This window comes from Streptomyces panaciradicis (genome assembly GCF_023516615.1).
GTDB lineage: Bacteria > Actinomycetota > Actinomycetes > Streptomycetales > Streptomycetaceae > Streptomyces > Streptomyces panaciradicis.
Map to the genome: position 1 here is coordinate 67,138 of NZ_JAMGBF010000005.1, position 20,437 is coordinate 87,574.

19 protein-coding genes are annotated in these 20,437 nt (G+C 66.7%); 4 read left to right on the forward strand and 15 right to left on the reverse strand.

Going from position 1 to position 20,437, the window contains the following annotated elements; genetic code table 11:
* Entirely contained in the window at window positions 1–846 is an 846-nt protein-coding gene (locus M8J74_RS02625; protein WP_249834842.1) for a bifunctional DNA primase/polymerase, read from the reverse strand.
* Window positions 843–1,589, reverse strand: a complete 747-nt coding sequence (locus tag M8J74_RS02630; protein ID WP_249834843.1) for a class I SAM-dependent methyltransferase — start codon at window positions 1,587–1,589, stop codon at window positions 843–845. Before M8J74_RS02630 ends, M8J74_RS02625 begins: the two co-directional genes overlap by 4 nt.
* A gap of 184 nt (window positions 1,590–1,773) precedes the next feature.
* Between M8J74_RS02630 and M8J74_RS02635 the strand changes: the two genes are divergently transcribed.
* Window positions 1,774–2,214 (forward strand): hypothetical protein, encoded by a 441-nt coding sequence (locus tag M8J74_RS02635; protein WP_249834844.1) that lies wholly within the window; start codon window positions 1,774–1,776, stop codon window positions 2,212–2,214.
* A gap of 1 nt (window position 2,215) precedes the next feature.
* Here M8J74_RS02635 and M8J74_RS02640 read toward each other — a convergent pair whose 3' ends face one another.
* From M8J74_RS02640 to M8J74_RS02675, 8 genes are all read right to left on the reverse strand, one after another.
* Window positions 2,216–2,677, reverse strand: coding sequence for a hypothetical protein (locus M8J74_RS02640; protein ID WP_249834845.1), 462 nt, complete (start codon window positions 2,675–2,677; stop codon window positions 2,216–2,218).
* Window positions 2,678–2,879: 202 nt separating this feature from the next.
* Window positions 2,880–5,009, reverse strand: coding sequence for an FtsK/SpoIIIE domain-containing protein (locus M8J74_RS02645; RefSeq protein WP_249834846.1), 2,130 nt, complete (start codon window positions 5,007–5,009; stop codon window positions 2,880–2,882).
* A 105-nt stretch (window positions 5,010–5,114) separates the two neighbouring features.
* On the reverse strand, window positions 5,115–5,297 hold the full coding sequence (locus M8J74_RS02650) for a pRL2-8 (protein ID WP_372500095.1): 183 nt from the start codon (window positions 5,295–5,297) through the stop codon (window positions 5,115–5,117).
* The gene (locus tag M8J74_RS02655; protein ID WP_249834847.1) at window positions 5,288–5,605 is read right to left on the reverse strand and encodes a hypothetical protein; all 318 of its coding nucleotides are present in this window, start codon (window positions 5,603–5,605) and stop codon (window positions 5,288–5,290) included. Before M8J74_RS02655 ends, M8J74_RS02650 begins: the two co-directional genes overlap by 10 nt.
* The gene (locus M8J74_RS02660) at window positions 5,605–5,952 is read right to left on the reverse strand and encodes an RRQRL motif-containing zinc-binding protein (protein WP_249834848.1); all 348 of its coding nucleotides are present in this window, start codon (window positions 5,950–5,952) and stop codon (window positions 5,605–5,607) included. The genes M8J74_RS02655 and M8J74_RS02660 overlap by 1 nt, the downstream gene beginning before the upstream one ends.
* Entirely contained in the window at window positions 5,952–6,809 is an 858-nt protein-coding gene (locus M8J74_RS02665) for a protein spdB (RefSeq protein WP_249834849.1), read from the reverse strand. The genes M8J74_RS02660 and M8J74_RS02665 overlap by 1 nt, the downstream gene beginning before the upstream one ends.
* Window positions 6,806–7,252, reverse strand: a complete 447-nt coding sequence (locus M8J74_RS02670; protein WP_249834850.1) for a Pycsar system effector family protein — start codon at window positions 7,250–7,252, stop codon at window positions 6,806–6,808. The genes M8J74_RS02665 and M8J74_RS02670 overlap by 4 nt, the downstream gene beginning before the upstream one ends.
* The gene (locus M8J74_RS02675) at window positions 7,249–7,512 is read right to left on the reverse strand and encodes a DUF6284 family protein (RefSeq protein WP_249834851.1); all 264 of its coding nucleotides are present in this window, start codon (window positions 7,510–7,512) and stop codon (window positions 7,249–7,251) included. Before M8J74_RS02675 ends, M8J74_RS02670 begins: the two co-directional genes overlap by 4 nt.
* A 446-nt stretch (window positions 7,513–7,958) precedes the next feature.
* On the opposite strand from M8J74_RS02675, the gene M8J74_RS02680 reads away from it, so the two are divergent.
* Window positions 7,959–8,753: a GntR family transcriptional regulator gene (locus M8J74_RS02680; RefSeq protein ID WP_249834852.1), complete on the forward strand. Its 795-nt coding sequence runs from the start codon at window positions 7,959–7,961 to the stop codon at window positions 8,751–8,753.
* On the forward strand, window positions 8,750–9,427 hold the full coding sequence (locus M8J74_RS02685) for a YdcF family protein (protein WP_249834853.1): 678 nt from the start codon (window positions 8,750–8,752) through the stop codon (window positions 9,425–9,427). Before M8J74_RS02680 ends, M8J74_RS02685 begins: the two co-directional genes overlap by 4 nt.
* Window positions 9,428–9,505: 78 nt before the next feature.
* Here the strand turns inward: M8J74_RS02685 and M8J74_RS02690 are convergent, their stop codons facing one another.
* Genes M8J74_RS02690 through M8J74_RS02700 form a run of 3 tightly spaced genes read right to left on the reverse strand, consistent with a single transcriptional unit; the run spans window position 9,506 to window position 13,184 of the window.
* Window positions 9,506–11,473, reverse strand: a complete 1,968-nt coding sequence (locus M8J74_RS02690; RefSeq protein ID WP_249834854.1) for a DUF3732 domain-containing protein — start codon at window positions 11,471–11,473, stop codon at window positions 9,506–9,508.
* A 4-nt stretch (window positions 11,474–11,477) separates the two neighbouring features.
* Complete coding sequence (locus tag M8J74_RS02695; protein ID WP_308405995.1) at window positions 11,478–11,963, reverse strand: three component ABC system middle component; 486 nt, start codon at window positions 11,961–11,963, stop codon at window positions 11,478–11,480.
* Window positions 11,964–11,996: 33 nt separating this feature from the next.
* A complete protein-coding gene (locus M8J74_RS02700; protein ID WP_249834856.1) occupies window positions 11,997–13,184 on the reverse strand; it encodes an ABC-three component system protein in 1,188 nt (395 codons plus the stop codon).
* 344 nt (window positions 13,185–13,528) lie between these two features.
* Here M8J74_RS02700 and M8J74_RS02705 point away from each other — a divergent pair, with 344 nt between their 5' ends.
* Window positions 13,529–15,688, forward strand: a complete 2,160-nt coding sequence (locus M8J74_RS02705; RefSeq protein ID WP_249834857.1) for an ATP-dependent nuclease — start codon at window positions 13,529–13,531, stop codon at window positions 15,686–15,688.
* A gap of 336 nt (window positions 15,689–16,024) precedes the next feature.
* Here M8J74_RS02705 and ppdK read toward each other — a convergent pair whose 3' ends face one another.
* Both ppdK and M8J74_RS02715 read right to left on the reverse strand, forming a co-directional pair.
* Window positions 16,025–18,745, reverse strand: a complete 2,721-nt coding sequence (gene ppdK / locus M8J74_RS02710; RefSeq protein WP_058925431.1) for a pyruvate, phosphate dikinase — start codon at window positions 18,743–18,745, stop codon at window positions 16,025–16,027.
* 419 nt (window positions 18,746–19,164) lie between these two features.
* Entirely contained in the window at window positions 19,165–20,361 is a 1,197-nt protein-coding gene (locus M8J74_RS02715) for an ROK family protein (protein WP_249834858.1), read from the reverse strand.
* Between the last annotated feature and the right edge of the window lie 76 nt (window positions 20,362–20,437).

Here is a 20,437-nt window from a genome sequence, read left to right on the forward strand (position 1 = left end):
TCACAGTCCCAACGTGATGCGGGCGTTGGTCCACGCGTCGGTGCAGTGCCGGGCTGTTTCGCCCTTGGCCTGCGCGGCGGTGAACAGGCGGGCGACGTGGGTGTCTGTGAGGCAACCGCACCGGCCGTGCGTCGACAGCACCGCCAGGAACGTGCGGTAGACGGTCGCGTGCACCGCGCTACGCGCCTCCGTGATCCGCCGCTCGGCCATGGCGATCCCCCGGTCCAAATAGGCCGGTGTGCGGTGCCTGCACTCGCCCCCATGGCCCCCCGGAGTCGCTGTGAGGCTCTGTCGCTGCCTGCGGGTAGGCGATGGGTCCTTTAGGGCCAGGGCACGCACAGCGTCCGGAAGAGGGGCCGTGACGCCCGAGCCGTGGCCGAGCCAACGGGCGTATGCCATAAGGGACTTGATGTCAACTCCGGGCCGTACAGCGTTGGAGGACGGCATGGTGCCCCGGTAGATCCAGTGCTCGCCCCGGGTGGTGGTCACGGTCCGGGTCGCGGGCAGGGTCTCGCGGGCCCACGCGATGGCGGCGGGGTCGTCCAGGTCGACGACGGTCACGCCGGCGCCGCCGGGGTGGTAGGCGACGGCGGCGGCCCGACGCCACGCGGTGGCCCACGCGGGTGAGGTGAGGGTGCGCGGGTCGGTGGTGGCGGCGGCCCAGCCGTGGCACGGTGCCGGGCAAGTGCAGGGGCCAGGGGTTTTCATGTTCGGCCGGCCGCCGCACGCGTTGCCGGTGCAGTTCGGGCAGTTGCCGAACGGGACCTTGCCCGCCCGCAGGGGCAGGGGTGGGATGCCGTGCGCGGCGAGCATGAGGGCGGTGTCCAGCAGGGTCGGGGCGCTCATGCGGCGACCTCCAGCGCGGGGGTGTGGGCGGCGAGGAACGCGCGGCCGATCCACTCGGTGTAGGCGGGCGGGAGCGCCTCACGGAGGCGAAGGTGGTCGGTGGACCAGTCGATGCCCTTGGCGTCGCGGATCTCGTCCACGGTGGCCTTGCCTCCGCCGGCGCCGTAGGCGGCGACGTAGGGGCCGTCCCGGTACTCGCCGTGGCGCCAGCCGCGCACGTAGCCCCGATGCCGGGGGTGTGCCGGCTGCGCGGTGGTCCAGCCGCCGAGTTCGAAGTAGCGGTGCATGAGCACGGCGAGGCCGAACTGTTCCCCGCACAGCCGGATGTCTTTGCGCACCTCGGAGCCGGGCACGTTCTCGATGACGTACGGGCGCTCGGTGGCCTGAAGGGCGGCGCGGGTGGGGACGATGAGCCGGGGGTAGGTGCGACCGATCGCCGCGTTGCGGGCGGCGTTCGTGCCCTTGGTCGGGGCGCCCTCGCCCTGGCACGGCGGGGACGCGTGGATGAAGTCGAACTCGTGCCCGTGCTCGCGGATGAACTCCACCGCGTCGCCCTGGTGGAACGCGTCGCCCCGGTAGTCCGGCTGGGCTTCCTTGTCCACGCCGGTGATGTGGCAGTTCCTGAACGCGCGCCGGTAGCCCTCGGTGCCTCCGCCGATGCAGCAGTAGGCGTCCAGCACCCGAATGGGTTCGATCCGGGAAACCAGGGCGAGTACTCGCCGGATGGGGGTGGGTTGGGTCATGCTGGGAGACCTCCAACAGGTCTGGTGAGGACTGGTTGGGAAGGGCGGCCCCGCGACTTTGGCGAGACGAGGGGGCCGCCCTTGGCAATGCTGGGTGCCGTGGAAGCTTCGTTACTGGATCAGCGGCCACGGGTAGTGCCCCGGTACTTTCAATCCGGGGGGCGAAGTGGGCGATCTATTCGGGGTGATTGCTTCCGTCGGCGTGGTGGCTTCTTTGCTGATTTCTGCTTGGCAGACGCGAGAACTCACGCGACAAACCGTGATCAATAATCGGATCGCCGGAACGACGGCGATGTACAACGGGCTGGAGAGGCTGCACGCCGTAGATGGGTTCATCGCCAGTCAGCCGTGGATGTATGACCACTTCTACGGTGGTGCGTCTGTTCCGGAGGAACCAGAACAGCGGGCTCGCGTGCTCGCACTGGCGAACATTCTGGCGGACGCGGTCGACTACGGGCTGATGACTACGGAACTGACTCCGGTGCAGGGATTCGACGGGTGGCGGGACTTCGCCCTCGTGATGTTTCGTACGTGCCCTGCCCTGGTGCAGACAGTGAGCGAGCATCCGGCTTGGTATCCGGGGCTGTCGTCTCTTTGGCGTGCTGATTCCATGACTGCCGACTGAGTCAGCCGTGGAAGTGGTTGCGCTTGAAGACTGCCCTGCGGATGTTGACGGTGGTGCTGGCCTGACCGTTGGGCTTGAGGATTTGCACGGCGACGAATCCGCCGAAGCAGACGGCGGCGAGGGTGATGAGCTGGGTGATCAACGCCGTGAGGGCGGTGATGAACGTGGTTAGCAGCAGCAGTCCGCCGCACACGGCGAGAAATCCAATGCCTCCGAGGGCTACGTTCACCGCAGCGTGTGACACGGCGGGCTTGACCGCACCCGGTTCGGGTTTGGTGGGTTCGATGGCGTAACCGGTGACCACGCGACCGTCGGGCAGGACGATGCTCGCCACCGTCGGGATGGTGCCCGGCTGGACCGGGACGAGGGGTGCTGGCGCGTGGACGACGGGTTGCATCGGGGTTGGCTGATGGGTGACCACGACCCGTTCGACGGCCGTGTGGTGAGCAGGCTCGGGGTGCATGCGGAATCCCTTCCGGAGCTCGTTCGGGGAGGCAGACGCACCCCCTTGGGGTGCGCTGTGGAGGGGGTTTCGGGGGGTTGAACTGGGAGACTCCCCGCCTCCCCGAAACGGTGTTTTCGCTGATCAACTTGGGGGAGGTGGTCCGGGGAGCGGGTTGGGGAGTTCTCCCCGCCTCCCCGGGCCCGACGGTGGTTCCTCCCCGCTACTGAGCAGCGGAAGCGGAACCGTTCTCGTCGCGGTTGGCGAGCGCCCGCAGGACGTGATCGCGGTGGATGACCATGACCCCGTGGGACTTCTTCGGCTCCTCACCGTGCTCCTCCAACAGCCGCTTGAGCCGGTCGTTGGTCCACTGGTCGCCGTACGCCTTGGCGTCCAGCGCGTGGAGCCGCTTGAGGACCTCATTGGTCCGCAGACGAGCCGCGTCGCCGAGCACGCTCGCGACGTCGGCGAGCGCGTCGCGCTCCTCGCCCTGGTCGACCACGCGCAGGGTGGCGACGCCGTCGCGCAGGGCCTTGGCCCGGTCGGCGATCTCGGCGGCCGGCTCGTCGTCGATGAAGTGGGTCCGCACCGTGATGGACGCCTGCCCGGCAGGGATCGTGATGCCGTCGGAGGCGACCACGAGAGTGCCCTTGTCGAGACCCTGGCGCAGCAGGTGCGGGGCGGCGCCGCCATCGACGGCCTTGTCGCCCAACGCCATCCGGGCCTGCGACTCCGTGCCCAGCACGAGGGAGGCACGGGTGTGCGCGCCCTCCCGCACAAGCTTGGGAAGGTTCTGGTCGGTGGGGTCCTGGGTGCCCTGCCACATCAGCACGTCGACCGCACGCCCCTGGTTGTGAATCTTGCGGACGCCCATGAAGTACCTTGAGGTGGCCTTGGACCCGCCATACGGGCGCTTGTCGTCGCCGATGACCGGGCACATGAACGCCAACTGCGCCTCGTCCACCACCACGATCAGCGGTTCGAACACGATGCTCGGGTCTCGGCGGCGCTCCTCGATCCTGCGGTTCATCTCCTCCACCGCGTCCTCGACCATCTCGGTCGCCTGGATGACGTGGTCGTCGGAGGGGCCCTCGATGAGCACCTGGGCGATGCCGTCGAACATGGCCCAGTCACCGATGCCCTTGAGGTCGGCGATCCAGAACTGCACCGACCTGTCGAGGGCGAGCCACAGGGCGAGGGCACGCAGAGCGGCCGTCTTGCCCTGGTTCGACAACCCTGTGACCAGCAGGTGCCGCTGATACAGGCTGATCGTGGCGGCGTCGCCACGCAGATCCTGCCCCCATGGGGCCTTGCCGGTCTTGTAGTTGGCGGTCATCGTCTCGTCGGTGACCAGCGGAGACGGGCCGATCGGCTCGTCCAGCGCCCCGGAGTCGGCGATCCACAACCGGACGGTGCGGGCCGCTTCGGGGATGGTGATGAACACCTCGTGTTCGTGCCGGGTCAGGTTTTCGGCGAGCTTGCGGCGCTTGTTCTGCACCTCGTTCGTCGCCACCCCGGACGGGAGGGTGACGTCGACCTCGACGCCGCATCCGGCGATCCGGATCGGTCCGAGCATGGATGCGCCGGCATCGCCCATCTCCTTGATGGCGTTCTTCAGCGGAGCGATGCCGAGGTCGCGCAGGGCCTTGACCACGATGGACGGCGTGATCGGCTCCCCCTCGTCAGAGCGGACGTTGGCGGGCAGGGCCCACGCGGGGGCGGCATGCTGCTTGCGACCGACCGACCACAGGGCGAGCAGCGCCAGGAGGGGACCGATGGTGAGGGCCGGGCCCCACACGATCTGCACGATCCGGATGAGCAGGGCGATGAAGTCAATCGTGGCCGACAGTGGGGTGATGACGTCGCCGACGTGGCCGGTGTTGATGGCCATCACGACGCCAAGGGCGACCAGGACCCCGACGCTCATCCCGGCGCCGACGGCTACGCCCTTGGCAGCGTCCACGGGCGAGTGGAGCAGGTCCATGCGGCGGTGGTGGCGGGCGGCGCGGAAGCGCTGGAGGCGTTCCTCCCATTCCTCGGCCGCTTCGAGGTTCCCCGCGGCTTCCGCCGCACGGATCATGCGTTCGTAGCGGGCACCGGTGCGGCCGTCCCAGGTGCGGCGGGCCACGATCCGCCCGCCGTTGAACGTGTAGGACGTGTGCCGGGCCGCCGCGCGGACGGTGGCCTTGGTCGTCTCGTGCGTGACGGCCGGCTTCACCGCGCGCCCGGAGCGCACCCACAGCGGCACCGGACGGGCGGGCGGCGCGTCGGGCACGACTGTGAGGACGGTGGGAGCGGTGTCGGGGGTGGGCGGGTCGGTGGGCTTGTGGAGGTGGACGACGTTCTCGGACATGCTGGAACTGCTCCTGACTGCCCCCCGGTGGGGGCGGGAGGTGAGGGAGTGAGCCGGGGTGGCCGGGTCCGTGGAAAGAGCGGCCACCCCGGTTGTGATGGCTGGTCAGAACCAGCCGGACGACTTCTTGGGCGCGACGTTCGGGCAGCCGTTGCGCATGTGGTCAAGGCACGGATTGCAGTCCTCGCGCGGGCGGAGCCTGCGGTGAATGCTGCGGTCGTGCGCGTGCTGCCAGCACTGCGGGCACTCACCCGGAGGCGTGGGCTTGGCGGCCACGGTCACCACCACCCCGAGGACTTCTTGGCGGCCTTGGCGCGGGCGGCCTCGGTGATGAGCCGCTGGCGCTCGCCGTGCAGCGCGGTCAACTCGGCGTTCAGCCGCATCTCGGCGGCGTTGCCGGTGCTGTCCATGCGCTGCTCGGCGCGGCCGGCGCTGCGGCCCCGGGTGATCTGGTAGGCGCCGACGGCGAGGGAGCGGGCCATGGCGCGGCGCTCACTGCCGTTCAGCGGCCACCACTCACCCCGCCGGACGGCGTCCAGCTTCTTCCTGGTCTTCTCGATCTCGCGGTCCAGACGGCGGATGTCGGCGTTGCCCATCAGGTGTTCCCTTCGGAGCGGTCCGGGTCGGGGTAGGCGCACGGCGTGCAGGTGCCGACCGCGGTGGGGATGACGTATCCGGCATCGCGCCGGCAGGCGGGGCAGATGCGGCGGGCGGTGTTGGCCTTGGCCAGGGCCGCCCGCCGAGCCGGGGTCATCGGCCTGACCGGCTGGGCCAGGTCGATGCGGTACAGGTAGGCGACCAGTGGGCCCCGACGGCGGCGCGGCCGTTCGAGCTGAGCGGCCACCTCCTGACCACCGGGCCGCAGGCCGGCGGACCGGAGTTGGCGGCGGGTGGCGTAGCCGTCGGGGGCCAGCCGCCACCGGTAGACCGGCAGCGCGGCCATCAGGCGACGCGCTTCCACGCCGCCCGCAGGCGGACCTCGGATGCGGAGTGGCCGGCCGCACGAAAGCGGACAGCCATCTCTCGGTAGGACAGGGCCGGTGTCTGACTGTTGCGGATGGAGTCGACCAGGACGTCGAGTTCCGCGTCCGTGAGCGCGGGCCCCGCGTCCAGCGCGGGAACCTGCTCGGTCGGGCCCCAGACGGGCAGCTCCCAACGCGGCGCGACGTCGGGCGTGACGCGGGCCGTCACGCTGGTCAGTGCCCTGCCGGTGTCCTCCCCAGCACGCGCCTTCTCCAGCGTCGACCAGGCCCCGGCGAGCGTGTCGGCGGTGCGGGCCTGAACGCGTGCGACGCGGGCCCCGGCTTGCGTCACGGCCGTCAACCGCGTCTCCTCCGTGGCCGCCTCCGCCCGCAACCGGGCACGCGCCACGGCCGCCTCGTCCCGGGCCTCCTGCTGGATACCCCGGATCGCTCCGAGGGCGGACGGGGTGAGCGCGGTGCGCTCCCACATGCCGTGCACCAGCCACAGCGCCTTGGCCGCGAGGGGAAGCCAGGCGACGGCCAGCCACGCACCGGCGGAGCGGTCGGCGGTCAGCGCGTGGGCGACCAAGACACCGGCGGCGAGGAGGCCGAAGGACCAGCCCACGGCGGTCACCGCGTTGCTGTGGTCGCCCTGCGCCGCAAGGCGGCGTTCGTAGGCGAGGGTGGCCAGCCATCCGCCATCGATGCCGAGTCCGACGACCAGGGCGACCGGCCACGGCACCGCCGTGCCCAGCCACATCACGACCACGGCCAGAGTCAGCACCATGGACACGGCCGTCATGGCGACGGCGGGCAAAACGGTTCGGGTGGTCTTCATACCGCACCTCCCAGGGCGAGCAGCAGCGCGAGGACGAGGAGGGCGCCGCCCGCGGCGGTGAGGTCGACCGCGCGGCGCAGGCAGGTGAACTTGGCGACCGCCAGCCGGGACAGTCCGGCGACGTCGGCGGCGAGGCTGCCCGTCAGGGCGGCGGGGATCTCGTCGGCGGTGAGGGTGGCCCACAACGGGAAGCCGTGCCGGCCGGACAGGTTCGGGCGCACCGAGCGCAGCAGCAGTCCGGCCGCCGCGACCAGCAGCACCATCCCCGCCCCGCCCGTAAGGCAGGCGGCGACGTTGAGGGGCAGGTCGCGGGCGATGGACCAGGCTCCCGCGAGGACCGCGCCGACGAACGCCAGCAGCAGTGCCGTCTTGTTGTCGGTGCGGGCGATCTCCGCCTTCACCTCCGCATGCGCGGCGGCCAGGTTCTGTCCGTTCGCGTTCATGCGGCACCCCCGGTGGCGCCGGGGGTGCGGTTGGCCAGCTCCCGCCGTTCCGCCAATACCCGGCGACGGGCGCGGCGGATGCGGCGGGCGTCCAGCTCACTCGAGGTGCGGTCGAGGGTGATGATCAGTGCGTCGAGGAGGTCGACGTCCGCGAGGATCGCGGGCATCTCCCGCTCGATGGCGTCCAGCTCAGCGTCCGTCGGCTCCATGAAGTCGGCGAACGCGGTAACAGCGTCCTGAACAGTAACGATGGGGTTCATGGGTCGTGATCTCCCTAGCAGGTGAAACGGCCCGAACAGCGGCCCCGGAGTTGCACCTCCGGGGTCGCGCGCCGTTGATAGGTGATTAGCTGGCCTAGTAAGCGGGGCGCGGCCACTGAGCAGGGCCGCAGAGTCTCGGACCGGCCTCGAACCGGTCGGGCTGCCGTACGGGGTACGCCGGTCTTCTCCGCCTTGTTTCCGACCCCTTCGGGCAGGCGGACCACGGGTTACCGGCAGTTCCCTGTGTGGAGTTGTCAAGGTGCCTGCGCTTCCTTCGAGCCCGTTTCACGGGGCCCTCCGGGCGACATGGGAGCAGCCGAATAGAGACACTCCCGGCCCGCTGTCCCAGGACTGCGAGCCACCGGGTAAGACCATGCCGCACAGTCCCAGGACTGTCAACAGTCCTGGGACTGTGCTTCACTGGTCGGTGTCGAGAGGAGTGCGGTATGGCGCCCAAGTGGCGGGAGCTGGCGGACCGACTGGCCGAACAGATCAAGAACGGCGAGTACGCGCCTGGGGCTCAGTTGCCGCAGATCAGGGACCTGGTGGAAGCGGGCGAAGGCTCGAAGTCCACCGTCCATGCGGCCTACAAGGCGTTGGAGGCCGAGGGGCTGGTCACGTCGTCGCGCGGACACGGCACGGTCGTCCGTGAGCGGGCCCCGCTCAAGCGACTTGGCATCGCGCGGTACGACAAGGTCAAGTGGCGGGACGGCGACGAAGTGGCGTTCATCGCCGATCGTGTGGCATCCGGACGCACCTACAAGCGCAACGAACAGACTCAGACCGTCAGCCGTATGGCGGCGCCAGCCGCCGTCGCTCAGGCACACGGCCTACCGGAAGGTGCGGAGGTCTACGCACGTGCCCGCGTGGTCAAGGAGGGTTCCCAGCCGACGCACACCCTGACGAGCTACTACCGTCCCGAGCACGTGGAAGGGACGCGCATCGTCGACCCGACGCCGGGGCCCGCCGGCCGTGGTGGCGGCTTCCGTGTCCTGTATGACGCCGGATACGAGATCGACCACATGCAGGAGACGCTGTTCGCGCGTATTCCCACGGCGGACGAAGTCCAGCTCCTCCAGCTCGCACCTGGGGAATGGGTGGTAGAGCTGCACCGGACGACCTACACGGCCGACGGCACCGTGGTGGAGTTCGCAATCGGCGTTCACGCGGCGACGCGCTTCGCTTGGACGTACGACTTCAAGGTCCCTGACTCGGCGAAAGCGGAGGACGAGAGCAAGTGATCTCAGCACAGGCATGGGCCGACGCTCAACGGCTATGGGACTTCCAGCAGATGGGGCACGACCTGCACCCATGCTCGGTCGCGATCGGACTCGGCAGTCATGACATCGGAGTCGCGGACACAACCGCCGATCTCTACCACCGGGGCATGATGCCGCTGATCGTCTTCTCTGGGGCCACCAGCCGCACCACGCGCGACCGTATGCCACGTGGCGAGGCTGAGCACTATCGCGAGCGGGCGATGGAACTGGGGGTACCGGGCGGTGCCATCCTCGTTGAGTCGCGGGCCCGGAATACAGGAGAGAACATCCGTTTCTCTCGCGCACTGCTCGACGAGCACCGGGCGATCGTGTCGTCCGTCCTACTGGTCAGCAAACCATACGAGGAGCGCCGGGCTTACGCGACCGCTCGCAAGCTGTGGCCCGAAGTCGAATGGATTAGCGCGTCCACGCCCATAACCCTGGCTGCCTACGTCGACTCCATAGGAGACGCACGCCTGGTCATTGACATGCTGGCCGGCGCGCAACAACGGCTCATGATCTACCCACAGCAGGGATTCATGATCGAGCAGCACATTCCCGATGACGTGGCCGCAGCGTACGAGCGCCTGCGCGACGCCGGGTTCACTAGCCGACTGGTGGCAGACACGCAGAGCGGGAGCGACAGACTCACGTGAGTCGTGTGAGGGCCCTGTCCTGGATGAGTTTGCTCGACAGACGTCTCAGGAGAGTCCAACCACACCAAGCTACAGGCGTCACGCCTCCGGAGAACCCTGGGCAGCCTGGTCGATCCATTCCTGAGGGATGAGCTTCTCGCCGCGCCAGTTGTGGACCACGGACTCCTGGAACCAGTCCTCGGCGAGGTTGGCGTGGTCACAGATGATCACCTGCAAGTCGGGGGCGAGCTCGTGCACCACGTCGTAGATGAGACGGAACAGCCGGCTCACGGCCTCGCGGTCAGTGTCGCTGCGCGGTTGGCCGGATCGTTGGTCGACCTCCGATCGATACCAGGCCTGGGTGGGCTGGTCGAGCATCAAGATCCGAGGAACAGGCCTGTGCTGGCCCACGAAGTAGCGGTGCAGCGCAAGGTGGGCGACAAGGTGATACCCGACCCAGTTCTCACCGCTTCCGATACGGAAGAGTGGGGCGGGGCCTTGTGCGGTGTCAGCAACGACGGTAAGGCGACTCAGATCCAGACGTACGCTGCTTCCGCCGTGCTCGAGGTGGAGTCTGTTCGCCCACGCAGTCATGTCCTGGCTGACCGCCACCAGCCGGGAGGTCACCTGCTCGCGTTCCTCCGCAGGATCGAGTTCCGCCTCCAAAGCACTGACTCGTCCCTGAGCGAACTCCAGCAGCTGGCCCAGCCGCTGGAGCTCGGCGTCCGAGGCGGCGGGCAGCGACGCAAGGGTGGCGTGGATGCGCCCGCGCATGAAGTTTCGTGCCGCATCCTGGGGCATCTGGTCGGCGGCGGATGTCGCTGCGGTGAGCTGGCGCAAAGCCGCCTCGACGGTGCGCAGCTGACCTCGAAGATCATCGGACCGTTCGTCCAGAGCCGTCAGCGCTGCGCGGCGGGCCGGGCGGGCCGCCTCGATGCCGTTCAGCTGGTCGTTCAGCCGGCGCAGGTGCTGGTCCAGGTCGGTGACCGAGGGATCGGGATCTTCCATGGTGCTGCCGCATAGGGCGCAGGACGTGAGAGGGCTATTGCCCTCAGGGGGGATACCCAGTAGGTGCAGGCTTGCCAGTCTGGCGGTCTGGGTGCGCACAGCGCCCTCGAAGCCGACCTCAGTCGATTCCTGCTGTAGCAGGATCTCCCGCTCGGCTGCGACGCCGCGCAGTTGGTTACGCAGATCGTCACGCGTCTGCAGCAACTGTTCCGTGCGGGTGGCAATCTGCCTGTCGACCGCCTCCGGAGGCCCGGAATCCGCAGGAACAATTGCCAATTGCAGTTCGGCGACGGCAGCGGCGCGCTCCGGCTCTTCGAGGGTTGTCACCATCCCGAGCGCGTACGCTTCCTGCCACAGGGCTGACAGGGTACCTCCGGCAAGCTGGGCGGCCTCCTGGGCTCTACGGTATGCCGTCTCGGCCGTTTTAAGGTCGCGTTTCGCTGCGGAGAGTTGGGCGCGCCGGAGCGCCTGGTCACGAGGGACAGCGCCGAGGAAGTAGGGGATTGTGTCTTTCAAGGTCTGGGCCATGCCCTGCTCACCCTGTCGGTGGAACAGGAAGTTCGGGTCGGCGATCTCGCTCTGCCGTTGCAAGCAAAGCAACGTGGCATGACCGAGATGAGCTTCGACATTTTGGCGGGCGGACCCGGGCGGAGGTTCGTGGAGGTTCTCCTCGATGCCGATTCTGCGCCCAAGCTGCTCGCGGACCGCATTGGAGTCCACGTCGGCTTCAAGTTGCTCGAACGCCAGCGCCTCCAGGTCGCTGCCGAACCGCAGCATGGCACGCTGCGTCGAGCTCCTGCCCGGTAGCGGAGCGGGGCGCGCGACAAACGCCCGGCCGCCGCCCAGGTCGAGTAGCACCGCATACCAGGCGACGGTCTGAGTGATCGGCCCGATAGGCATCTGGAGGCTGTCGCGTCCGAGGCAGTACTCCAGGATGTCCAGCAAGGCGCTCTTACCGGTTTTCGACTCGCCGGTTACGACGTTCATCGCCCCTGGCTCGAACTCCAGGATTCGCCGGTCACCGGTGTTGCTGTAAAGGATGATCGCGAGCAGCTGCACCGGATCAGGGTGCCACGCCCAGCAGCGCAAGGACAGTTGCCGGACTGTCGGTCTTCGCTAGCCACCGCCCCACGAGACTGGCTTTGCGCAGAATCTCGTCGAGCTGAGGCGGAGGGCGCACTCCGCGCGGCCGCTTGCGCGGGACAGCGGACAGGCGATCCCGTTCAAGGAAGAGCACGTCGTGGGCCAGGCCGAAGCGGATGCCCGCCCTAACGGGTTCCACGAGACTGACCGCGCGTTGTGGGAGCCCAGCACGCAATACCGGGTTCCGTGATACCCAGGTTGCTAGGTGGGTAGCCGTGGATGCCGGGAGGGCTTCGCGGGTGCCCCTGTGCAGCACAAGTGGGGCGGCGACGAACGACAGCACCACAGGTACGCCCTGGCTGGTCTCCTTGGCGTGTCCCTCGGCCGTAGTCGCCAGCAGCGCGGCGATCAATGCCGGATTGAGCATTGCCGCGACGACGGAGGGTTGCCTACTCCACCCGGTCATCCGCGCTTCCCCCAGATTGCTCGCATGCACGGCTCAGGCGTTGACCTGCAGCAGCTGCTTGATACGTTCCTCAAACCCAGGATGCCATCCGACCTTGCCGGCGTCAGCCAGTACATGGCGGTGGCCGCGGGCGAAAAATGGGTCGTTGTAGCGGGAGCGGACGGTGATACCCGTCTGTCCCAGCAAGGTGCGCAGCAGACTTCGTCCCGCTGCTTGCCTAGCCTTCTCGTCCGAATCGTCAGCAAGTCCCTCCGTCATCCACTCGAACTCGCGTTCCCATTCATCGATCAACTCGGCTTCGAAACGTTCGAGTTCCGCGATGCCAATGAGGTCTTCGGCCACCCACTGTGCCGACTGGGTGTAGGCCCGGTAGTAGTCGACAATCGCCTTCTGCAAGTTGCGGGGCGGGTAGGCGACCCACTCCATCTGCTGCACGAACGGGCGGGTGCGGTGCGCCTCGCCGATCTCGACCTCATTCACGTCCAACAGATGCACCAGCGTGGGCAGGTTTTCGCTGGTGAACTGGTCTCGAATCTCCGCGATCGCAGCCTGAGCTGATCCCACGTCCAAGCTAGCCAAGCGGCCCTGCAGTAGAGCTAGCGCTTGACCATCCCACCACTTCCACACCATGGCCAGGAATAGTTCCTCATGTCCGGTGGGCAGCGTCCACTGCAGAGCAGCCCTAGCCACCGCATGCACCTCCTCGGCGTGCGGAGAGCCGTCAGCCACACGAATGCGGTGCACGAACGTGCGCCGCACCGAAGGGCCGAGCGCAAGGAACTGGCGCCGCGTTGCACGCGTTTCGCCAGATCCCTCCTCGGCGGCGACTGCTTCCAAAACTCCTAGAGCGGACGCCTCGTCCCGACCCTCGGCCCGGAGGAGGGCCATCGCGCTTCCCGGTGCTGCCGTTTGCGTCGTTACCAGGACCAGAGACGGCCCACTGGCATCACCGGGCGATGACTGATCCATCCACACCTGGATGGTCTTCCAAACATCCACCGCCCGGTCAGTCAGTCGCCGGGCACTCCCCCGATGGTGTTTGACCTGAAGCAACTCAGTGGGGGTCCCCTGATCGTCCCAGGCGATGTCGTCGTACATCTCCAGCGTGAGGGAAGAGTCCGGACGCTCGGGGCCGGAACGAAGGAGCTCCACCAGCGCCCACCACGTCTGATGCTGGTAACCGACCGCGCTGTGAGCGGCGTCGTGCGATCCCTGGGACATGTCCCCGAGTGTCCAACAAGGCAAAGCGTCGAGTCCAGACGACAAACTGGACATCAGCGGAAGGTTCGATCCATTCGAACGTGACAGGTGCTCAGCGTGCCGGCGTGCCCTAAACGGGACCAACCCCATGGACTCGCGCTCATGCGCGACGTGGGCAGCACCAAACCCCGCCCGCAGGCCCGCGACCGGTGCCAGTGCGGCCGAATGGGACAATTAGTAGCATTCACCACATATCAGCAAAACGTCAACACTGAAGAACGCATGCCTATAACTTGCCTCTACTGTCACAACGACAGCAGTAGAGGCAAGAGTTCACGGCTGCAACACCGGCTAGGGATGCTGATATGAAGATCACAAATATCTCGGTTAGTAACTTTCGCGGGATCCGCGATCTAAGCATCCCAATTTCTAACTTCAGCTGCATTATCGGAGAGAACAACGCGGGTAAATCATCGATTTTGCAAGCTCTAGATATCTTTTTTAGCAATCCCGGACTAAAGGAGAGCGACTTCTATCGACAAGGCAATCAGGTTCGAGTGGAGGTGGCATTTGAGGAAATCAAGGACGAGGATCTGAGTCGCCTCACGGAGGAACATCGATCTCGAATCACAGAGCACGTATCTGAAGGGAAGCTATCACTTTCACGTATCTACTCAGAGCCTGGCAAGGGAGTCCTGCGCATGGTCAGGCCGATGCCGATTGACAAGAAGTATTGGCCTGACACTCTTACTGAAGTGATGACGGGAAAACAACGAGAGGAACTTCGCGAAGCCGCCGTATTCCACATTCCTGAACTGGCAACGGTATTGAGCCCACGTCCAACACAAAAACAAATTCGGGCAGAAGTTGAGAAATTGATTGAGACATTGCCAGAGGACCAGAAGAAGCCTGAGGACGTTCCACTGGTGACGGGCATGGACAAGTCGATCCACGCCCTCCTTCCTGAAGTTATCTATATTCCCGCAGTCAAGGATCTCTCTGACGATCTGAAGACTGCAGAGACGGCATCCTTTGGTAAACTCCTAGGTATCTTGTTCAACTCGATCAAGCCGCAACTCGCAAACGTGGATGCTCTATTCAGCAGGTTGGAGAGCCTTCTTAACGTGACGGAAATTGACGGCATCGAAGTGGATGAACGTCTGGACGATGTCGTCTCGGTCGAGCGTGCAGTCGAGAAGAATCTCCAGGAGGCTTTCCCTGAGACTTCCATCAGAATCGAAATCCCGCCGCCGGATTTGAGGAGCGTTCTGAGCAATGCCCAGATCGCAATCGACGACGGAATCCGCAGCGGCTTCAAAAGTAAGGGCGATGGCCTCCGCAGATCTGTGACCTTTGCTATCTTGCGTGCGTATGCCGACATGAGGAGCCAGGAGCGGACGACGGATCCATCGACTGCGCCTCGACCCTACCTTCTTCTGTTCGAGGAGCCAGAACTCTTTCTCCACCCTCGCGCTCAGATGCAACTCTTTGAGGCACTGAAGGTGTTCGCCGAGGAAAACCACGTTATGGTCAGTACTCATTCTTCGGCGTTTTTCAGCCCTCAGGCCACAGGCACCTTTGTGAAGCTGATCAAAGACCGCTCGGTCGCGCCGCCGTGTGCAAAAGCCTATCCCGTTGATCTGTCTGACCTCCGAACCAAGGATCTGTTCCAGATGGTCAGACAGGAAAACAACGATGCCGCCTTCTTCTGTGATTCGATCCTGCTAGTTGAAGGAGACAGCGATCACATCGCAATTCCCCACATCGCTCGGATCCTCAACCCTTCCTGGGACTTCACGAAAAGGTGTGTAGCGATCGCCCGCGTGAACGGAAAACACAATATTCAGCGATACCGTTCCTTCTTTGAACGCTTCGGCGTATCCGTTGCAGTTCTGGTAGACCTCGATGCCCTTACCGAAGGATTCGAAAAGCTCGGCGCTTCACCTGCTAGTACGGAACTGCGCAACCGGCTGATGGAAGACGTAGGAAACATGGTAGCCGGCACCCACACAAGCGAAAGCGACATCTCTGGCAATCAGCTTCGCAAGATCAAGGACTCGCCCTCGGTCAAGGATCTCTGGGCCGACGTAAAAAAGCATGGTGAGCGTTTCACCTCGCGCGAATGCACATGGCAAGAACTTGAAGAGAAAGTTGATAGATTCTTCCATCAGATCGTGACTCGTGATGCGCGTTTTAAGGTCATGAAGGAGCTGAAAGGTGGCCCCGTAGCACAGAAGAAGAACACAGTTCTTGAAGCTCTGCGTCGAGAAAGAATCTATGTCCTGTCTAAGGGAGCCATCGAGGCCTACTACCCAAAGCCCGCTTCTGGAGACAAACTCAGGGCCGCTCAAGAATTTTGCGACGAGTTCGCTGACTTCCGACAACTCCGCCAGCTAGTAAATGGTATCGAGGATGAGGGTCCGTGCGAGTTCGATCTAATCTTTGCCAGCTTCTTTGGTGACAGCCCTCTGCCACATCAGCGTCAAAGTGGAGTGACTGGCGGAGCCGTCTCCATCGAGTCATAAGTGAGTGCGCAGTAAGCCGCAAGCCGCGAGAGTTGCTGCTGCTCAGAGTGGCTCCGCACGGCTATCGGCAGCCTGTGTAGGAGCGGGACAGGACAGCCCTCCCTCTGCCGTCACGGAGGGCACTATGAGGGCACAACGTTCTCGCGTAGGGTCAGCGGCAACCAACGCCAGTAAACACTGTCTTGCCTGTTCAGCGGCTTGGCTTGACAGTCTCCGCAGACCATGCCCGAAGGGGCGGCACCTCCGCACAAGGTGCCGCCTCTCTTGGTGGTCCGGAGCCGCCGCCCATCGGTGTTGAGGGTCGGGGACGGGCGGCGGCTCCGGGGCTGGGGTGGGTCAGCGGTGGTCGCTGCCCTCCGACTGGACGGCCGCGCGACCGGCCTCCAGGCGCGCCACCGGGATCCGGAACGGCGAGCAGGAGACGTAGTCGAGGCCGACCTCGTGGAAGAAGTGGACCGACTCCGGGTCGCCGCCGTGCTCGCCGCAGACGCCGAGCTTGAGGTCGGGACGGGTCTCGCGGCCCGCCTTCGCGGCCAGGCTGACCAGGGAGCCGACACCGTCCTTGTCGATGGTCTCGAAGGGGCTGACGCCGAAGATGCCCTTCTCCAGGTAGGCGGTGAAGAACGAGGCCTCGACGTCGTCCCGGCTGAAGCCCCACACCGTCTGGGTGAGGTCGTTGGTGCCGAAGGAGAAGAACTCCGCCGCCTCCGCGATCTGGCCCGCCGTCAGCGCGGCCCGCGGCAGCTCGATCATCGTGCCGATGGCGAGCTTGAGCTGCGTGCCGGTGGCGGCCTCGACCTCGGCGACGACCTGGTCGGCCTCGTCGCGGACGATCTCCAGCTCCTGGACGGTGCCGACAAGCGGGATCATGATCTCGGCGCGCGGGTCGCCCTTGGCGGCCTTGCGCTCGGCCGCCGCCTCGGCGATGGCGCGGACCTGCATGGTGAACAGGCCGGGGATGACCAGACCGAGGCGTACGCCGCGCAGGCCCAGCATCGGGTTCTGCTCGTGCAGCCGGTGCACCGCCTGCAGCAGGCGCAGGTCGTTCTCGTGCGACTCCTGCCGGGACTCGGCGAGCGCGACGCGCACCGACAGTTCGGTGATGTCGGGCAGGAACTCGTGCAGCGGCGGGTCGAGGAGCCGGATGGTGACGGGCAGCCCGTCCATCGCCTTGAACAGCTCCACGAAGTCCGCCTTCTGCAGCGGGAGCAGCTCCTTCAGGGACTCCTCGCGCTCGGCCTCCGTGTCGGCCAGGATCAGCCGCTCGACCAGCTCGCGCCGGTCGCCGAGGAACATGTGCTCGGTGCGGCACAGGCCGATGCCCTGGGCGCCGAAGCGGCGGGCGCGCAGCGCGTCCTCGGCGTTGTCGGCGTTGGCGCGTACCCGCAGGCGGCGCATCCGGTCGGCGTACCCGATGATCCGGTGCACGGCCTCGACCAGCTCGTCGGCGTCGTCGGCGCCGGCGTGCATCCGGCCCTCGAAGTACTCCACGACCGGCGACGGCACGACCGGCACCTCGCCGAGGTAGACCTTGCCGCTGGAGCCGTCGATGGAGATGACGTCGCCCTCTTCGACGACGTGTCCGCCGGGGACCGTCATCCGGCGCCGCTTGGTGTCGACCTCCAGCTCCTCGGCGCCGCAGACACAGGTCTTGCCCATGCCGCGGGCGACGACGGCCGCGTGGGAGGTCTTGCCGCCGCGGCTGGTCAGGATGCCCTCGGCGGCAATCATGCCGTCGAGGTCGTCGGGGTTGGTCTCGCGGCGCACGAGGATGACCTTCTCGCCCGAACGCGACCACTTCACGGCGGTGTACGAGTCGAAGACGGCCTTGCCGACGGCCGCGCCCGGCGAGGCGGCGATGCCGCGGCCGACCTGCGCGACCTTCGCGTCCTCGTCGAAGCGCGGGAACATCAGCTGGGCGAGCTGGGCGCCCGTGACCCGCTGCAGCGCCTCGGCCTCGTCGATGAGCCCCTGGTCCACCAGCTGGGTGGCGATGCGGAAGGCGGCACCGGCGGTCCGCTTGCCGACGCGGGTCTGCAGCATCCACAGCTGGCCGCGCTCGATGGTGAACTCGATGTCGCAGAGATCCTTGTAGTGGTTCTCCAGGGTCTCCATGATCTGCATCAGCTGGTCGTACGACTTCTTGTCGATCGACTCCAGCTCCGCCAGCGGCACGGTGTTGCGGATGCCGGCGACGACGTCCTCGCCCTGGGCGTTCTGCAGGTAGTCGCCGTAGACGCCCTGGTGGCCGCTGGCGGGGTCGCGGGTGAAGGCGACGCCGGTGCCCGAGTCGGGGCCGAGGTTGCCGAAGACCATGGAGCAGACGTTGACGGCGGTGCCGAGGTCGTGCGGGATGCGCTCCTGGCGGCGGTAGAGCTTGGCCCGGTCGCCGTTCCAGGAGTCGAAGACCGCCTTGATGGCGAGGTCCATCTGCTCACGCGGGTCCTGCGGGAAGTCCCGGCCCGCCTCCTTCTTGACGATCTTCTTGAAGGCGGTGACCAGCTTCTTGAGGTCGGCGGCCTCCAGGTCGGTGTCGACCGTGACGTTCTTGGCCTCCTTGGCCTTCTCCAGCGCCTCCTCGAAGAGGTCGCCGTCGACGCCGAGGACGGTCTTGCCGAACATCTGGATGAGGCGGCGGTAGGAGTCCCAGGCGAACCGCTCGTCGCCGGCCTGGTCGGCGAGACCCTTCACGGACTTGTCGGAGAGCCCGATGTTCAGGACGGTGTCCATCATGCCGGGCATCGAGAACTTCGCACCGGAACGGACGGAGACCAGCAGGGGGTTGTCGGGCTGGCCGAGCTTCTTGCCCATGCGCTGCTCCAGCGCGTCGAGGTGCGCACTCACCTCGTCACGCAGTGCCGCCGGCTCCTCGCCGCTGTCGAGGTAGACCTTGCAGGCTTCCGTCGTGATGGTGAAGCCGGGGGGAACGGGGAGTCCCAGGTTGGTCATCTCGGCGAGGTTCGCGCCCTTGCCACCGAGGAGGTCCTTGAGATCCTTGTTTCCCTCGGTGAAGTCGTAAACGAGCTTCGCTACGTGAGGTTCTTTGTTTTCCGACACGGGTCTCGACTCCCTCGAAGACGCGGTGGCTGCCCTGACGGCCAGGAACATACCCAGATCGAAGGCGTCTGGGTACGTCTACTTGTGCGTCATGTGCCCGTAACCAGCGCTCCGCCAGAGGATTGAAAGTCAAAGCTCGGCAAGCAACCAGCCGCTTATGTTTTCACTTCTTGAACGCAACCACGCCCACAGGTGCGGTTTTGCGCTCAGATGAGCGGCGCTCACGCGCACCTGTTTTCGCTCGATGAACGATCAAACGGTGGCACCCAGTGCCACTCCTTGGAGAAGTGCAGCCGCTCAAGATCCGCTCATCTGAGCGCAACCCTTATCAAGGGTGGCGAGAATCACGCTGCCACAGCGGCCCGGATTTCACCATGCGGACGCGCCCTGGACCTGCGCCGGAACCCGAAACGCGGACGTCACACGCCCATCGCCGACAGCCGCTCCTCCACCCGCTCGGGCGCGTACAGGTACTCCACGACCAGCGCCCCGGCCCCCACCAGGCCCGCCCGCTCGCCCAGCCGCGAGGTGACGACATCCAGATGAGCGGTGGAGCGGGGCAGCGCCCGCTGGTACAACAGCTCGCGCACCCCCGTGAGGAAGGGGGTTCCGGCCAGATCCCCGGCGATCATCAGCACCCCGGGATTCAGCAGCGTCACGACGGTCGCCAGGACGTCCCCCACCCGCCGCCCGGCCTCCCGCGCCAGCCCGACGGCCTCGGGGTGCCCGGCCGCCAGCAGCTCCCGCACGTCCGAGCCGGAGGCCGCCGGCACCCCCGCCTCCGCCAGCCGCCGCGCCACGGCGCCGCCACTGGCCACGGCCGCGAGACACCCGTAGGACCCGCACCGGCACAGCGCCTCCGCGCCCACCCGGATGTGCCCGATGTCCCCCGCGCCCCCGTCGATGCCACGGAAGACGGACCCGCCGACCACGACCCCCGCCCCGATGCCGGTCGACACCTTCACCAGCACGAACGCCGAGCAGTCGGGGTATCCGGTGCGCTGCTCGCCGTACGCCATGAGGTTCGCGTCGTTGTCGACGAGCACGGGGATCGCCCCGGTGCCCGTGCGCTCGCCGAAGGCTCTGCTCAGGCGCCCTCTTATGTCGTAGCCGTCCCAGCCCGGCATCATGGGCGGCTGCACCACCCGCCCGGTCTCGCTGTCGACGGGCCCCGGCACGGCGAGCCCGATCCCGCAGGCCGACTCCGCCGGCCGCCCGGCCTTCTGCAGCAACTCGGCGAACCAGCCGCCCAGTTCGCCCAGTACGGCGTCCGGGCCGTCCTCGATCAGCAGGACGCCGGAGCGCTCCGCGAGGATCTCGCCGGTCAGCGTCAGGACGGCGGCGCGCGCGTGCCGGGTGTCGAGGTCGGCGGCGAGGACGACGGCGTGCTCGCCGTCGAACTCCAGTGTGATCGAGGGCCGTCCGCCCAGCGGCGAGTCGACCGGGCCCCCCGCCCCCTCCCTCAGCCAGCCCGCGCGGAAGAGACGGTCGAGGCGCTGACCGACGGTGGCGCGGGACAGTCCGGTGACCTGCTGGAGCGCTCCGCGCGTGGTCGCGCGTCCGCTTCGTACCAGTTCGAGCAGATCGCCGGCGCGTGCCTGTCCACGTCCCGTCATGCGCACCCCCTTGTGCTTCTCAACTCTGCATTACATATTGAGTTTTGCGTGTTAAATAGACGTAACTCTACGATGG

Bases quoted from the DNA above. Each gene is read 5' to 3' on its own strand.
- M8J74_RS02705 (WP_249834857.1), top strand. From the start codon at position 13,529: ATGAAGATCACAAATATCTCGGTTAGTAACTTTCGCGGGATCCGCGAT.
- M8J74_RS02715 (WP_249834858.1), bottom strand. From the start codon at position 20,361: ATGACGGGACGTGGACAGGCACGCGCCGGCGATCTGCTCGAACTGGTA.
- M8J74_RS02700 (WP_249834856.1), bottom strand. From the start codon at position 13,184: ATGTCCCAGGGATCGCACGACGCCGCTCACAGCGCGGTCGGTTACCAG.
- M8J74_RS02680 (WP_249834852.1), top strand. From the start codon at position 7,959: ATGGCGCCCAAGTGGCGGGAGCTGGCGGACCGACTGGCCGAACAGATC.
- M8J74_RS02675 (WP_249834851.1), bottom strand. From the start codon at position 7,512: ATGAACCCCATCGTTACTGTTCAGGACGCTGTTACCGCGTTCGCCGAC.
- M8J74_RS02625 (WP_249834842.1), bottom strand. From the start codon at position 846: ATGAGCGCCCCGACCCTGCTGGACACCGCCCTCATGCTCGCCGCGCAC.
- M8J74_RS02630 (WP_249834843.1), bottom strand. From the start codon at position 1,589: ATGACCCAACCCACCCCCATCCGGCGAGTACTCGCCCTGGTTTCCCGG.
- M8J74_RS02645 (WP_249834846.1), bottom strand. From the start codon at position 5,009: ATGTCCGAGAACGTCGTCCACCTCCACAAGCCCACCGACCCGCCCACC.
- M8J74_RS02655 (WP_249834847.1), bottom strand. From the start codon at position 5,605: ATGGGCAACGCCGACATCCGCCGTCTGGACCGCGAGATCGAGAAGACC.
- M8J74_RS02665 (WP_249834849.1), bottom strand. From the start codon at position 6,809: ATGAAGACCACCCGAACCGTTTTGCCCGCCGTCGCCATGACGGCCGTG.
- M8J74_RS02660 (WP_249834848.1), bottom strand. From the start codon at position 5,952: ATGGCCGCGCTGCCGGTCTACCGGTGGCGGCTGGCCCCCGACGGCTAC.
- M8J74_RS02670 (WP_249834850.1), bottom strand. From the start codon at position 7,252: ATGAACGCGAACGGACAGAACCTGGCCGCCGCGCATGCGGAGGTGAAG.
- M8J74_RS02640 (WP_249834845.1), bottom strand. From the start codon at position 2,677: ATGCACCCCGAGCCTGCTCACCACACGGCCGTCGAACGGGTCGTGGTC.
- M8J74_RS02695 (WP_308405995.1), bottom strand. From the start codon at position 11,963: ATGACCGGGTGGAGTAGGCAACCCTCCGTCGTCGCGGCAATGCTCAAT.